13 protein-coding genes are annotated in these 13,803 nt (G+C 67.8%); 11 read left to right on the top strand and 2 right to left on the bottom strand.

Going from position 1 to position 13,803, the window contains the following annotated elements; translation table 11 throughout:
• Positions 1-8 precede the first annotated feature (8 nt).
• The 6 genes from GGQ89_RS13230 to GGQ89_RS13205 are packed head-to-tail and all read left to right on the top strand — an operon-like array spanning position 9 to position 7,794.
• Positions 9-1,331: an ExeA family protein gene (locus tag GGQ89_RS13230; RefSeq protein WP_184106119.1), complete on the top strand. Its 1,323-nt coding sequence runs from the start codon at positions 9-11 to the stop codon at positions 1,329-1,331.
• Positions 1,321-2,190, top strand: a complete 870-nt coding sequence (locus GGQ89_RS13225) for an XrtA system polysaccharide deacetylase (RefSeq protein WP_184106118.1) — start codon at positions 1,321-1,323, stop codon at positions 2,188-2,190. Before GGQ89_RS13230 ends, GGQ89_RS13225 begins: the two co-directional genes overlap by 11 nt.
• Positions 2,187-3,224 carry a FemAB family XrtA/PEP-CTERM system-associated protein gene (locus GGQ89_RS13220; protein WP_184106117.1) on the top strand — a complete coding sequence of 346 codons (1,038 nt, stop codon included), beginning with the start codon at positions 2,187-2,189 and terminating at the stop codon, positions 3,222-3,224. Before GGQ89_RS13225 ends, GGQ89_RS13220 begins: the two co-directional genes overlap by 4 nt.
• Positions 3,221-4,381, top strand: coding sequence for a TIGR03087 family PEP-CTERM/XrtA system glycosyltransferase (locus GGQ89_RS13215; protein WP_184106116.1), 1,161 nt, complete (start codon positions 3,221-3,223; stop codon positions 4,379-4,381). The genes GGQ89_RS13220 and GGQ89_RS13215 overlap by 4 nt, the downstream gene beginning before the upstream one ends.
• The gene (gene xrtA, locus GGQ89_RS13210; RefSeq protein WP_338112298.1) at positions 4,378-5,901 is read left to right on the top strand and encodes an exosortase A; all 1,524 of its coding nucleotides are present in this window, start codon (positions 4,378-4,380) and stop codon (positions 5,899-5,901) included. The genes GGQ89_RS13215 and xrtA overlap by 4 nt, the downstream gene beginning before the upstream one ends.
• A 6-nt stretch (positions 5,902-5,907) precedes the next feature.
• Positions 5,908-7,794, top strand: a complete 1,887-nt coding sequence (locus GGQ89_RS13205; protein WP_184106115.1) for an XrtA/PEP-CTERM system amidotransferase — start codon at positions 5,908-5,910, stop codon at positions 7,792-7,794.
• Positions 7,795-7,917: 123 nt separating this feature from the next.
• On the opposite strand, the gene GGQ89_RS13200 is transcribed toward GGQ89_RS13205, so the two are convergent.
• Together GGQ89_RS13200 and GGQ89_RS13195 are read right to left on the bottom strand one after the other, a co-directional pair.
• The gene (locus GGQ89_RS13200) at positions 7,918-8,082 is read right to left on the bottom strand and encodes a hypothetical protein (protein WP_184106114.1); all 165 of its coding nucleotides are present in this window, start codon (positions 8,080-8,082) and stop codon (positions 7,918-7,920) included.
• On the bottom strand, positions 8,082-9,044 hold the full coding sequence (locus tag GGQ89_RS13195; RefSeq protein WP_184106113.1) for a pyridoxal-phosphate dependent enzyme: 963 nt from the start codon (positions 9,042-9,044) through the stop codon (positions 8,082-8,084). The genes GGQ89_RS13200 and GGQ89_RS13195 overlap by 1 nt, the downstream gene beginning before the upstream one ends.
• 141 nt (positions 9,045-9,185) lie before the next feature.
• On the opposite strand from GGQ89_RS13195, the gene GGQ89_RS13190 reads away from it, so the two are divergent.
• The 5 genes from GGQ89_RS13190 to mtgA all read left to right on the top strand — a co-directional run bounded on the left by GGQ89_RS13190 (position 9,186) and on the right by mtgA (position 13,656).
• Positions 9,186-10,421, top strand: coding sequence for a type III PLP-dependent enzyme domain-containing protein (locus GGQ89_RS13190; RefSeq protein ID WP_082442148.1), 1,236 nt, complete (start codon positions 9,186-9,188; stop codon positions 10,419-10,421).
• Between the two features lie 184 nt (positions 10,422-10,605).
• Complete coding sequence (locus GGQ89_RS13185) at positions 10,606-11,655, top strand: 1,9-bis(guanidino)-5-aza-nonane synthase (protein WP_184106112.1); 1,050 nt, start codon at positions 10,606-10,608, stop codon at positions 11,653-11,655.
• Complete coding sequence (locus GGQ89_RS13180; protein WP_167345458.1) at positions 11,655-11,801, top strand: hypothetical protein; 147 nt, start codon at positions 11,655-11,657, stop codon at positions 11,799-11,801. The genes GGQ89_RS13185 and GGQ89_RS13180 overlap by 1 nt, the downstream gene beginning before the upstream one ends.
• 140 nt (positions 11,802-11,941) lie before the next feature.
• Positions 11,942-12,922, top strand: coding sequence for an alpha/beta hydrolase (locus GGQ89_RS13175; RefSeq protein ID WP_184106111.1), 981 nt, complete (start codon positions 11,942-11,944; stop codon positions 12,920-12,922).
• A 59-nt stretch (positions 12,923-12,981) separates the two neighbouring features.
• Complete coding sequence (gene mtgA, locus GGQ89_RS13170; RefSeq protein WP_184106110.1) at positions 12,982-13,656, top strand: monofunctional biosynthetic peptidoglycan transglycosylase; 675 nt, start codon at positions 12,982-12,984, stop codon at positions 13,654-13,656.
• Positions 13,657-13,803 lie beyond the last annotated feature (147 nt).

Raw genomic sequence — 13,803 nt, 5'->3', positions numbered from 1 at the left:
GCACGATGATGTACGAGACCCATTTCGGTCTGGGCGAACGCCCGTTTCAACTGACGCCGGACCCGCGTTTCTGGTTCCAGACGGCGACCCATGGCAAGGCGATGGCCTATCTGGGCTATGGGCTGGCGCAGGGTGAGGGCTTTATCGTCATCACCGGCGATGTCGGTGCGGGCAAGACCACGCTGGTCGGCCATCTTGTCGAAACGCTGGATACCAAGCGTCTGCGCGTCCTGCACATCGTGTCCACCGCCGTCGAGCCGCAGGACCTGTTGCGCGTCGTGGCTGGGCAACTGGGCGTCGATGCACAGGGGCTGACCAAGGCCGCGCTGCTCGCCGCGATCGAACGCGCGCTGAACGGCGTGGCGCGTGAGGGCCGCCGCATCCTGCTGATCGTCGACGAGGCGCAGGCGCTGCCGCTCGCCTCGCTCGAAGAACTCCGCATGCTGTCCAACTTCCAGGCGGGCGGCCATGCGCTGCTCCAGATCCTGCTGGTCGGGCAGCCCGAATTTCGCGAACGCCTGCTGGGCTCGGCCGCCGTCGAGCAGCTGCGCCAGCGCGTCATCGCTATCCATCACCTCGATCCGATGGAGCCCGAGGAGGTCCCCGATTACATTGCGCATCGCCTGGCGGTCGCGGGCTGGACGGGCCGTCCCGATTTCGCCGCCGACGCCTTCGACGCGCTGTACGATGCCTCGGGCGGGGTTCCGCGCCGGTTGAACGTGCTGGCGGGCCGTGTCCTGCTGCAGGCCGCGATCGAGGGTGTCGAACTGATCGGCCGCCAGACGGTCGAGAGCGTCGCCGCCGACATGGCCGCCGATATGGGCGCAGGGCGCGAGGCCCCGATGCCGATCGCGCCCGAGCCTGAGCCCGTGGCCCCGATCTTCGACAGCGCGGCGCGGTTGGGCGATCCGCTATTCTCGGCGGGCACGCTGCGCACCGGGCTGGGCCTGAACGGTCATGCGACGGTCGCCCCGACGCGAGTCGATCCGATCACCCGCGTGATGCCCGAGAGCCAGCCGGCCCCGCGCAGCACGCACCGCGTCGTCGCCCCGCCGCCCGCACCCGAGCCGGTTTCCCTGCGTCCGATGCCCACCCCCGCCGCGCCGCCGCCCGTTGCGGCGGAGGAGCCGGTGCCCGCGGCCAAGCCCTCGACCGATGCCGCGCTGGAAAGCCGCATCGCGCAACTCGAAGCGCGGCTGGAGCAGCAGGAGGCGGCGCTGCGCCGGGTCCTGACCTTGCTGGTCGACTGGTCCGAGATCGACAATCGCGGCGAGGACCGTCGCGAAGCCGGAGCCACGATCCGACCGGGAGCCTGGGGCCATGCCGCCTGAGCTTGGAGTAAAATCCTTGCCGCTCAACGGCATGTCGGTCGATGTCGAGGAATGGTTTCAGGTCGGCGCGTTCGAGCGCACGATCGACAAGGGCGACTGGGACCGGCTGGACAGCCGGGTCGAGGCCAATACCGACGCCGTCCTGTCGCTGTTCGCCGAGGCGGGCACGCGTGCGACCTTCTTCACGCTCGGCTGGGTGGCGCATCGCCATCCCGGGCTGATCCGCCGCATCGTGGCGGCGGGGCATGAGATGGCCAGCCATGGCTGGGACCATCAGCGCGTCTTCACCATGACCGCCGACCAGTTCCGCGCCGATCTGGCCCGCGCCAAGGCGGCGATCGAGGATGCGGGCGGGCAGGCCGTCACCGGATACCGCGCCCCGAGCTTCTCGATCGATACGCGTACCCCCTGGGCGCATCCCGTGCTGGCCGAGGCGGGGTATCTGTATTCCTCCAGCGTCGCGCCGCTGCGCCACGACCATTATGGCTGGGCGGAATCGCCGCGCTATGCCTGGCGGCCGCTGGCGGACTCCGGGCTGATCGAACTGCCCGTGACGGTGGCGCAGTGGGGCAGCAAACGGCTGGCGACCGGCGGCGGCTTCTTCCGGATGCTGCCCGCCAAGTTGACCGATATCGCGGTCGGGCAGGTCAATCGCGACCGCCACGGCGCGATCTTCTATTTTCACCCCTGGGAGGTCGACCCCGACCAGCCACGCGTCGCCCATGCGCCGCTGCGCTCGCGTGTGCGTCATTACAGCCGTTTGGGCGCGATGGCGGGCAAGCTGCGCGGGCTGCTTGGTCGTCACGACTGGGGCCGCGTCGATCAGGTCGCGGCCGAGGAAGCGGCGCGGCTAGCATGAGCGCGTCCGCGCCGACGATCCGCGTCGCCGATCTGGCGAGCGAGGCGGAGTGCGCGCGGATCGATGCCTTTGTCGGCGCACAGGCGGAGGGGACGCCCTTTCACCTGACCGGCTGGCTGAAGGCGGGGGCGAAGGGCTGCGGCCAGACGGCGCATTATCTGGTGGCCGAAGGGGCTGACGGTGCGATTGTCGGCGTTTTGCCGCTCAGCGAAATCCGCTCGCCCCTGTTCGGCGCCGCGATGGTGTCGACCGGCTTCGGCGTCGATGGCGGCGTGCTGGGCGAGGGTGTCGAGGCGCTGGCCGATGCGGCCTGGGCCTTGGCGGCAGATAAGGGCATCGAGTCGGTCGAGCTGCGTGGCGGTCCGGTGCCGAACGGCTGGACGGCGGATGCGGACAGCTATCTGGGCTTCGTCCGTTCCATTGCGTCGGATGACGAGGCCGAGATGAAGGCCATCCCTCGCAAGCAGCGGGCCGAGCTTCGCAAGGCGCTGTCGCAGGATCTGGAGGTCGTCACCGGCCGTGATCCCCGGATGCTCGCCGAGCATTACCGCGTCTATGCCGAGTCGGTCCGCAATCTCGGCACGCCCGTCTTCCCGGCGAAGCTGTTCCGCGAGGCGGTGGCGCGGCTCGACGCCGATGTGCTGACCGTGCGCCATGGCGGGCGGGCGGTGGCGAGCGTGCTCAACCTCTATCATGGCGGCACCGTCTATCCCTATTGGGGCGGGGGAACGCAGGCGGCACGGGGGCTGCGCGCCAACGACCTGATGTATTTCGCGCTGATGCGCCACGCCCGGCAGCGCGGCTGCCACAGCTTCGACTTCGGCCGGTCGAAGGTCGGGACGGGGGCGGCGGCGTTCAAGAAGAATTGGGGGTTCGAGGGGCAAACGCTGGTCTATGCCAGCCGCAGCGTCCACGGCCCGCGCGCGATCAACCCGCTCAACCCCAAATATGCGCTGATGATCGCGGTGTGGAAGCGCCTGCCGGTCCGTGTCGCGCAGATCGTCGGGCCGCCCATCGCGCGGGGCCTGGGTTGAAGGACCTGCTGTTCCTCGCGCACCGCGCGCCCTTTCCGCCCGATCGCGGCGACAAGATCCGCAGCTATCATGTGCTGCGCCATCTGGCGCGCGACTGGCGCGTCCATCTCTGCGCCTTTGCCGAGCAGGCGGGGGAAGAGGAACTGCCGCCCGAACTGCGCGCCGAACTTGCCAGCCATCATATCCTGCGCCGGACCAAGCCGATGCCGGTGGCGGCGGTGCAGGCGCTGGGGACCGGCAAACCCATCTCGCTGACCGCCTTCGCCCATCCCGGCATGATGCGCGCGGTGGCGGACGTACGGGCGCGCCGCCCCATCGGCGCGACCTATATCTTTTCCGGCCAGATGGCCCAGTATCGCGGGGACGAGCCGACGATCATGGATATGGTCGATGTCGATTCCGTCAAGTTTGCCAGCCTCGCTAAGTCGGCCAAGCCGGGGATGCGGTCCGTTCTGAAACGCGAGGGCCGTCTGCTCGGCCGCTACGAACGCCAAGTCGCGCAATCCGTCGCCGCGACCCTGTTCGTCAGCGAGGCGGAAGCCGCGCTGTTCCGCTCCGGCGGGGGGCAGGGGAATGTCCTTGCGGTCGAGAACGGGATCGACGCCAGCCATTATGACCCCGCCGCTATCGACCCCGGGGCGTCCGACGGCCCGCTGATCGTCTTCACTGGGCAGATGGACTACCGCCCCAATATCGACGCGGTGACACGCTTTGCCGAGTATATCCTGCCGTTGGTCCGTGCGGCCTGCCCGGCGGCGCGTTTCGCCATTGTCGGCCGCGCGCCGACCCCGGCAGTCCGGCGGCTGGCAAGCGAGGCGGTGATCGTCACCGGCGAAGTGCCCGACACCCGGATCTGGCTGGTGCGCGCCGCCGTCTGCGTCGCCCCGCTCGATCTGGCGCGGGGGATTCAGAACAAACTTCTGGAGGCGATGGCCATGGCCCGGCCGATCGTCGCGTCCGTGGCGGCGGCGGAGGGGATCGACCATGGCGGCACGATCGCGGTGGCGGGCGACGACCGCGACTTTGCCGAGCGGGTCATCGCCGCGCTGAACGGCCCCGCCGACAATCCGGCGGCGCGCGCGCAGGTGCTGGCGCGCTATGACTGGACGGCGCGGCTGGCGCCGCTCGACCGATTGCTGGGGGCCATGGCCGCGTGACCGCCGGGGATATGGCCAAAGGGGGCGAACGGGCGAGGCCGGGGCGCTGGACCTATCCCCTCGCGCTGCTGGCCGGGACGGCGCTGGCCCTGTTGCTGCTGTTCCGCGCCGATGTCGCGCATCTGGTCGACATCTGGTGGACCAGCACGACCTATGGCCATTGCCTGTTCATCGGGCCGGTCGTCGGCTGGCTGATCTGGCAGCGGCGCGCCGAACTGGCGCGACTGACCCCGGCCGCCTGGTGGCCGGGACTGTTCGTGGTGGCGGGCGGCGGGGTGTTATGGCTGCTGGGCGAGTCGGCCACGGTCGCGCTGGTCCGCCAGCTGGGGTTGGTCGCGATGCTGGAGGGCGCGGTCCTGACCCTGCTCGGCCCGATGGTCGCGCGGGGCATGCTGTTCCCGCTCGCCTATGCCTGGTTCCTGGTGCCGTTCGGCGCGGAGCTGGAAAAGCCGCTCCAGCAGATCACGGTCTCGATCGTGATGCCGCTGCTCGACTGGAGCGGCATTCCCGCCTCGGCCGACGGGGTGCTGATCCATGCGGGGCGCTATTGGTTCGAGGTGGCGGAGGCCTGTTCGGGGTCGAAGTTCGTCCTGGCCATGGTGGCGTTTGCCGCTTTGGTCGCCAATCTGTGTTTCCGCTCGCCCTGGCGGCGGGCGGTCTTCATGATCGTGTCGCTGATCGTGCCGGTCCTTGCCAATGGCGTGCGCGCCTGGGGGACGATCTTCGCCGCCGACAAGACCTCGATCGAGGTGGCGGGCGGGGTTGATCATATCATTTTCGGCTGGGTGTTCTTTGCGATCGTCATGGCGGCGGTGCTGGCGATCGGGTGGCAATTCTTCGACCGTTCGCCCGATGATCCCGCCTTCGATCCGGCGCGGCTGTCGGCCATGCCCCGCCACCGTATCGACCCGCTGCTCGCCGCGCTGCTGGTGGTGGCGATCGCGGCGGTCTTTCCCAGCTGGAGCGGTTTTGCCGGATCGCGCGCGGCGGTGCTGCCCGCCAGCATGACCTTGCTCGACGTGCCCGGCTGGGCCCCGGCGCAGCAGGGGACACCGTGGAGCCCCCATTATCCGGGCGCCGATGCGGTGCTGTTGCGCAGCTATCGCGACGGGCAGGGGCATCAGGTCGATCTGGCGGTCGGCGTCTTCTCCCGTCAGCGCGAGGGCGGTAAGCTGGGCGCGTTCGGGACGGGCGTGCTGCACGAGGATGATCGCTGGATCCGCGTTGCCGACCTGGGCCGGATCGCGGGCGGCGACGCCATGCGCCTGACCACGACGGGGCCGACCGGCCAGTCGGTCGAGCGCGACGTTGCGACATGGTACCGGATCGGCGATAGGCTGACCCCGGATATGCGGCGCGTGAAACTGGAAACGATGAAGGCCCGGCTGTTGGGGCAACGCCAGACGGCGGTGGCGGTGCATGTGTCGAGCGAGGGCGACGACCCCCGCGCGATTCAAGCGTTCGTCCGCGCGCTGGGCCCGGTCGATGGCTTTGCCGACCGCCTGACGGGGCGGCGCTGAACCCCCATGTGCGGTATCGCCGGTCTCTTTCATCCCGCCACGCCCAAGCCGGTCGATCCCGCCCGGCTGCGGGCGATGATCGGCGCGCAGGCGCATCGCGGGCCGGACGGGCAGGGGATCTGGACCGCGCCCGGCGTCGGCTTTGCCCATGCCCGGCTGTCGATCATCGACGTGGCGGGATCGCCCCAGCCGATGGTGGATGGCGAGGTCGCGGTCTGCTTCAACGGCGAAATCTATAATTATCGCGAGCTGCGCGAGGAATTGCGCGGCAAGGGCGCGGTGTTCCACACCGATGGCGATACCGAGGTGCTGTTGCACGGCTGGCGACACTGGGGTCCGTCGATGCTCGACCGGTTGGTCGGCATGTTCGCCTTTGCCGTGCATGACGCAAAGGCGGGGGCGCTGTTCCTGGCGCGTGACCGGCTGGGGGTGAAGCCGCTCCACTGGGCCGAACTGCCCGATGGCGCGGTCGCCTTCGCCTCGGAGATGAAGGGGGTGCTGGCGCATCCGCTGTTCCGCCGCCGCCCCGATATCTGCGCGGTCGAGGATTATCTGGCCTTTGGCTATGTACCCGACGATGCCAGCATGGTCGCAGGCGTCCACAAGCTGCCCGCCGGTCATTTCCTGCTGATCGAGCGTGGCCGCGCCATCCCCCGGCCGCGCCAATGGTGGGACGTCGATTTCTCGAACCGCGAAAGCGGATCGGTGGCGCAACTGGGCGAGGGGCTGATCGCCCGGATGCGCGAGGGCGTGGTCAGCCGCATGGTCGCCGATGTGCCGCTGGGCGCGTTCCTGTCGGGCGGCGTCGACAGCTCGGGCGTGGTCGCGCTGATGGCGGAGGCGTCCCCGCGCGCCGTGCGGACCTGCACCATCGGCTTCGACGAGGCGGGCCTGGACGAACGCAGCCATGCCCGCATCATCGCCCAGCGCTTCGCCACCGACCATGCCGAGCGGGTCGTCCAGCCGGACGATTTCGCGCTGATCGACACGCTGGTCGCGCAGTTCGACGAGCCCTTTGCCGATGCCTCGGCACTGGCCACCTATCGGCTGTGCGAGATGGCGCGGCAGCATGTCACGGTGGCGCTGGCGGGCGACGGCGCGGACGAAATCCTGATGGGCTATCGCCGCCACATTTTCCACGCGGGCGAGGAGCGGGTACGCGGCCTGTTCCCGGCGGAATTCCGCCGCAACGTGTTCGGGACGCTGGGCCGCCTCTACCCCAAGGCCGATTGGGCCCCGCGTCCCCTGCGCGCCAAGACGACGTTGCAGGCCCTGGGGATGGACGGAGCGGAGGCCTATGCCCGTGCGGTCGGCGTGACGGGGCCGGAGGCGCGCGCGCGGCTGTTCTCCGCCGAGGCGAAGGCGGCGCTCGGGGGGCACCGGGCGGAGGATCGCTATATCGCCGCGATGCGCGACGCGCCCGCACGCGATGCGATGGACCGGGTGCAATATGCCGATATGAAGATATGGCTGCCCGGCGATATCCTGACCAAGACGGATCGCATGTCGATGGCGGTCGGGCTGGAAGCGCGCGAGCCGCTGCTCGATCACCGGCTGGTCGAATATGCCGCGCGCCTGCCCGTCTCGATGCGGTTGCGGGGCGGGCAGGGCAAATGGCTGATGAAGAAGGTGCTGGAGCCTTATCTGCCGCGCGACATCCTCTATCGGCCCAAGATGGGCTTCGTGACGCCGATCAGCGCGTGGTTCCGCGGCGCGCTGGCGGACGAGGCGGCGCGGTTGGAGAAATCCGGGCTGCTGCGCGAGACCGGCTGGTTCGACCTGACCGAACTGGGGCGGCTGGCGGCCGATCACCGCGCGGGGCGTGCGGAACATGGCCGGACGCTGTGGCAGATGCTGATGCTTGAGCGCAGCCTGGCGCGGCTGTTCGCTTAAAGGTTTCACCCCTCCCCTTCAGGGGAGGGGCAGGGGGTGGGGCGCTTCCTCACATGCCACGCCCTTGGAAAAGCCCCACCCCAACCCCTCCCCTGAAGGGGAGGGGCTTTTCTCTGCCGCCCTTCACATCGTCCAGATCAGCACATTCCCGACCAGCACCACCCCCATCACCAGCATCAGCACGCCTTTCCGCCGATCCCCGCGCCGGATGGTGACGACACCGCCCGCCACACAGGCGAAGGCGGCGATCATCGCCAGCCCCGGCGCGGCGTTCGCAATGCCCTCCATCAGCCCGCCAGTACGCGCGCATAGGCCGCACGGTCGACATTGCCGCCCGACAGCAGGATCAGCATCCCGTCCGCCGGCGTGAACTTGCCCGCCAGCAGCGCGGCCAGCGCCACCGCGCCGCCCGGCTCGACCACCAGCCTTAGCCGCTCGGCCGCGAAACGTTGTGCCGCCGCGACCTCGGCCTCGCTGACCGCGACGCCCTCCGCGCCCCGCCGGGCCAGCACTTCGAAGGTCAGAGGCGAGACGCGCGTCGTCTGAAGCGAGTCGCACGCGGTCGGCGGCGGGTTGTCGCCGACCGGCTCGATCCACCCGGCCTCCAGCGAGCGCCGCATATCGTCCCAGCCCTCGGGCTCGACCACCGTGATCCGCGCCTCGGGCAGGGCCAGCGTCAATCCCGCCGCCAGCCCGCCGCCGCCACAGGGCGATACGACATGGACGGGCGAGGGCAGGCCCAGCGCGGCCATCTGCGCCGCCGCCTCGATGCCCGCCGAGCCCTGTCCCTCGATCACCCAGGGATCGTCGAAGCTGGGCACCAGCGTCGCACCACGCGCCTCGGCCAGCCTCCGGGCGATCTTCTCGCGGCTTTCGGTCGCCCGGTCGTAATCGACGATCTCCGCGCCCAGCGCCAGCGTGCCTTCGCGCTTCGACGCGGGTGCATCGGCGGGCATCACGATCGTCGCCGCGATCCCCAGCCGCCGCGCGGCCCAGGCGATTCCCTGTGCGTGGTTGCCGGACGAGAAGGCGACGACGCCCCGCGCCCGCGAATCCGCGTCCAACGCGGTTAACCGGTGCCATGCGCCGCGCAGCTTGAACGCGCCGACAGGTTGCAAGTTTTCCGCCTTGAAAACCACCATCTTCCCTTTGATAATAAAGGGAAATATTGGTGAAGGGGGCAGGATGCGGGCGATCTTCTCTGCGGCGTCGCGCACCCCTGCTTTTGTCGGTTGTCTTAAGATTGTCACTTTTTATCTCCGACGGGCTTTCTACCGCTTTACATTCGAAAACGCCGACCCTATTTCGCGCCTCCGCTGCCCCATGGGACTTCCAACCGCAAGGCAGCTTTTTGTCACCGTATGCCGTCCGGCAATTGGAGGTCCCTTGAGTTGCACCAGAATCATCGCGCGCTGGGGCTAGCTGCCCACTCGACCGCCGTCCCCTCCAATCTGGAGCGCGGCATCGACATCGCCAAGCGTCGTCCGGCTGATCCGGTCACGCTGCTTCGCCCGCACGCTGCTGCGCGCGCCGCCCGATTCTTCGTCGAGAAGTTTCCGGGCCGCTCGATGTACGCGGTGAAGGCGAACCCGTCTGCGGATCTGATCCAGATCCTGTGGGACAATGGCATCACCCATTTCGACACCGCTTCGATCGCGGAAGTTCGTCTGGTGAAGTCGGTCGCCCCGCAGGCCGTCTGCTGCTTCATGCATCCGGTGAAGTCGGAAGAGGCGATTGCCGAAGCCTATTTCACCCACGGCGTCCGCACCTATTCGCTCGACAGCATGGAAGAGCTGGAGAAGATCGTCCGTGCCACGAACGGCGCGACCGACCTGACCCTGTGCGTCCGGATGCGCGTGTCGTCCGAATACGCCAAGCTCAGCCTGGGGTCGAAGTTCGGCGTCAGCCTGGAAGAGTCGAAGGACCTGCTGATCGCGACCCGTCAGGTCGCCGACGCGCTGGGCATCTGCTTCCATGTCGGCAGCCAGACCATGACCCCCGACGCCTATTCGGCGGCGATGGAGCGGGTGCGCGCGGCGATCGTCGCGGCGGCCGTCACGGTCGACGTGATCGATGTCGGCGGCGGCTTCCCCTCGGCCTATCCGGGCATGACCCCGCCGCCGCTGGAGCGTTTCTTCGAGACGATCCACCGCGCGTTCGAGAGCCTGCCGGTGTCCTACTCGGCTGAACTCTGGGCCGAGCCGGGCCGGGCGCTGTGCGCGGAATACTCGTCGGTTGTGGTGCGCGTCGAGCGTCGCCGGGGCAACGAGCTGTACATCAATGACGGCGCGTACGGCGCGCTGTTCGATGCGGCGCATATCGGGTGGAAATATCCGGTCCAGCTGCTGCGCGAGCCGGATTCCGACGCGCGCGACATGGACTTCAGCTTCTGGGGCCCGACCTGCGACGACCTGGACTTCATGCAGGGTCCGTTCCCGCTGCCTGCGGACACGAACACCGGCGATTATTTTGAGATCGGGATGCTGGGGGCTTACGGCCAGGCCATGCGCACCCAGTTCAACGGCTTTACCTGTCACGAGTTCGTCGTGACCGACGACGAGCCGATGTTCTCGGTCTATCGCGACGAGGTCGAGCAGGCCCGTCCGGCGAACGTCGTCAAGCTGTAACCCGGCGACTTTAGCACCTCCTTTATCCCCTTCCGCTTCGGCGGGAGGGGAATGGGGTGGCATTGCGGTTTCGACCGCGATAAGGCCCCTTCGCATACCGGCACTGCCCCCGCGCAGAGCCGGGCCAGCCGGGTTACCGCGTCCCCAATAACGACGACGGCTTCTCGATGATGATGGAACCATCATGACCGACACGATCAACGACAACCGTAAGGCCGAGCTGCTCTCCAGCGTGGTCGAGCATATCGACATCACTTCGTTCGACGCCCGCCCGATCATCGATTCGATGGGCAAGATGAGCTTCACCAGCCGCGACCTGGCGCGCGCGACCGGCATCTACAACCAGATGCTGGCCGACAAGGACTGCTCGATCTTCCTGGTGATCGCCGGTTCGACCTCGGCGGGCGGCTGCATGGACCTTTATGCCGAGCTGCTGCGCTCGAACATGATCGACGGCATCGTCGCCACCGGCGCGTCGATCGTCGACATGGATTTCTTCGAGGGCCTGGGCCACAAGCATTATCAGGCGCTGGAAATCCCCGACGATAACACGCTGCGTTCGCTGTACATCGACCGCATCTACGACACCTATATCGACGAAGAGCAGCTGCAGGACTGCGACCACACGATCGGCAAGATCGCGGACTCGCTGGAGCCCAAGGCCTATTCGAGCCGCGCCTTCATCCGCGAGATGGGCAAGTATCTGGTCGAGCACGGCAAGAAGGAAAACAGCCTCGTCAAGCTCGCCTATGAGCATGACGTGCCGATCTTCTGCCCGGCGTTCGTTGATTCGTCGGCCGGTTTCGGTCTGGTGAAGCATCAGGTCGAGCGTGCCAAGGAAGGCAAGCCCTACATGGTGCTCGACGCCATTGCCGACTTCCGCGAACTGACCGACATAAAGATCAAGGCGGGCACCACCGGCCTGCTGATGATCGGCGGCGGCGTTCCGAAGAATTTCATTCAGGACACGGTTGTTTGCGCCGAGATCCTGGGCCATGAAGACGTCGAGATGCACAAGTACGCCGTGCAGATCACGGTGGCCGATGTTCGTGACGGTGCCTGCTCGTCCTCGACGCTCAAGGAAGCGGCTAGCTGGGGCAAGGTCGATACCGCGCTCGAACAGATGGTGTTCGCGGAAGCGGGTTCGGTCATGCCGCTGCTCGCGTCGGACGCCTATCATCGCGGTCACTGGCGGGAGCGTGTTAAGCGTCGTTGGGGGGCGATTTTCGACTAATGCTGGAATTTCTTGAACGCGAACAGCTGGCCTATGTGATCATCGGCATCGTTCTGGTTGCCGGGTTGGCGTTCGCGATCCCGTACAGCCGTCGGCGCAAGCGCGAAAAGCTGCGCAGGCGGGGGATCAAGAAATACGGTCATTGAGACGAGATTGAGACAGGGGGGCGGAGGCGAAAGCTTTCCGCCCCTTTTTCTTTGCGCCCTTTTCACTTGATCGGCGCGTGCGGCCCCGGCACCCTGATGCCCATATAGCGCTATCAGGCGCGGAGGATGAGGGGATGCCAATGATCGACCGACGCTCTCTGATCGGGGCCATGGCCACCGTGCCGCTGGCCAGCCGCGTGGCGGCCCAGACCGCTCCCGCCGCACCGGGTATGACGCCCTGGCCCCCCGCCGAGCATTTCCCGCTCTGGCCCGGTCGACCGCCCGGCGCGCGCGCGACCCTGCCCAAGCCCAATCCGTCGATGAACGGCCCGGCCGGGCGGCAGGAATTGTGGCTGCGCGGCACCGCCAATCCGATCGTCGCCGTCTTCCGCCCCGAACGCCCCGATGGCCGTGCGGTGCTGACCATCCCGGGCGGCGGCTATGGTTTCGTGTCGATCCAGAATGAGGGGGTTGATGTCGCCAAGACGTTGAACCCGCACGGCATCACCGTCTTCGCACTATCCTATCGCCTGCCGTCGGAAGGGTGGGACGATCAGGCGAACGTGCCGCTTCAAGATGCGCAGCGCGCGATGCGGCTGATCCGCGCCAATGCCGCGCGCTATGGCATCGATGCGGCCAAGCTGGGCATTGTCGGTTTTTCGGCGGGCGGGCATCTCGCCGCATCGCTGACCGTCGGATATGACGACAAGGTCTATAACCCAGTCGACGCCGCCGACCGGCAATCGGCCCGCCCACGCTTTTCGGGCCTCGTCTATCCGGTGGCGAGCCTGTCGACACCGAACACCCATCCGGGGTCGCGCGACAATCTGCTCGGCCCCAATCCCGATCCCGCGACCAAGGCGCGCTACGACACGCCGCGCCGGATTTCTGCGAGCACGCCGCCGCTGTTCCTGGTCCACGCCGTCGATGACGGCCTGGTCCCGCTCGACCAGTCGATCGACGTGCTGACCCAGGCGCGGGCGGCGAAGGTGCCGGTCGAGGCGCATTTCTTCGAAAAGGGCGGCCATGGCTTCGGCGCGATGAGCGCTCCGGAAGGCGCGCCTGCCCGGCTCTGGCCCGAGCTGTTCGACCGCTGGATCGCGCAGACCCTGAAATCCTGAACCGGCGTGGGGTGCGGAGCGAGTGACGCGTGCGCCAAACCCCGCTAAGGACCCCGCCCATGTTGCGCATCGCTCGCTGGGCCCTGAAGGCCATGCTCGCCTTTGTGATCGTCAGTGTCGTCTGGGTCGGCATCTACCGCTTCGTGCCGCCGCCGATCACCTTCACCATGTTGGGGGACGTGATCGGCGGGCATGGCGTGACCAAGGACTGGATGCCGCTGTCCGAGATGGACCCGGACATGGCGCGCGCCGCGATCGCGGGCGAGGATGCGCGTTTTTGTTCCCATAACGGCTTCGACTTCAAGGCGATGGCGAGCGCGGCCTATCGCAACGCCAAGGGCGGTCGCATCCGCGGCGGCTCGACGATCAGCCAGCAGACCGCGAAGAACGCCTTCCTGTTCCAGAATGGCGGGTACGTCCGCAAGGCGTTCGAGGCGTGGTTCACCTTCCTGATCGAGACGCTGTGGGGCAAGCGGCGGATCATGGAAGTGTATCTCAACATCGCCGAGACGGGCATCGGGACGTACGGCGCCAATGCCGGGGCGATGCGCTATTTCGGGCATGACGCCTCGCACCTCTCACCGACCGAGGCCGCACGGATCGCCGCCGTCCTGCCGCTGCCGAAGAAGCGTGCTGCGGTGGCGCCGACCGGGTTCGTGCGCAAACATGGCAATGTGATCGCGCGTTATGTGGGCGTGGTGCGGCGGCAGGGGCTGGATAGCTGTATTTCATAAGGGTGGGAGTCTCGGTGAGACACCTTTCCCTCCCCCATCCCCTCCCGCTTGCGGGAGGGGCGTGCACGGGGCCGCCCGCCCATGCCACAACGTCTTTGATGGTTTGTGTCGCCTGACAGGAACACGCCCCTCCCGCAGGCGGGAGGG

It is taken from the genome of Sphingomonas yabuuchiae (genome assembly GCF_014199595.1).
In the GTDB taxonomy this organism is placed as follows: Bacteria; Pseudomonadota; Alphaproteobacteria; order Sphingomonadales; family Sphingomonadaceae; genus Sphingomonas; species Sphingomonas yabuuchiae.
The sequence above is the reverse complement of the archived record's forward strand: the minus strand, read 5'-3'. Positions and strand labels throughout refer to the sequence as shown.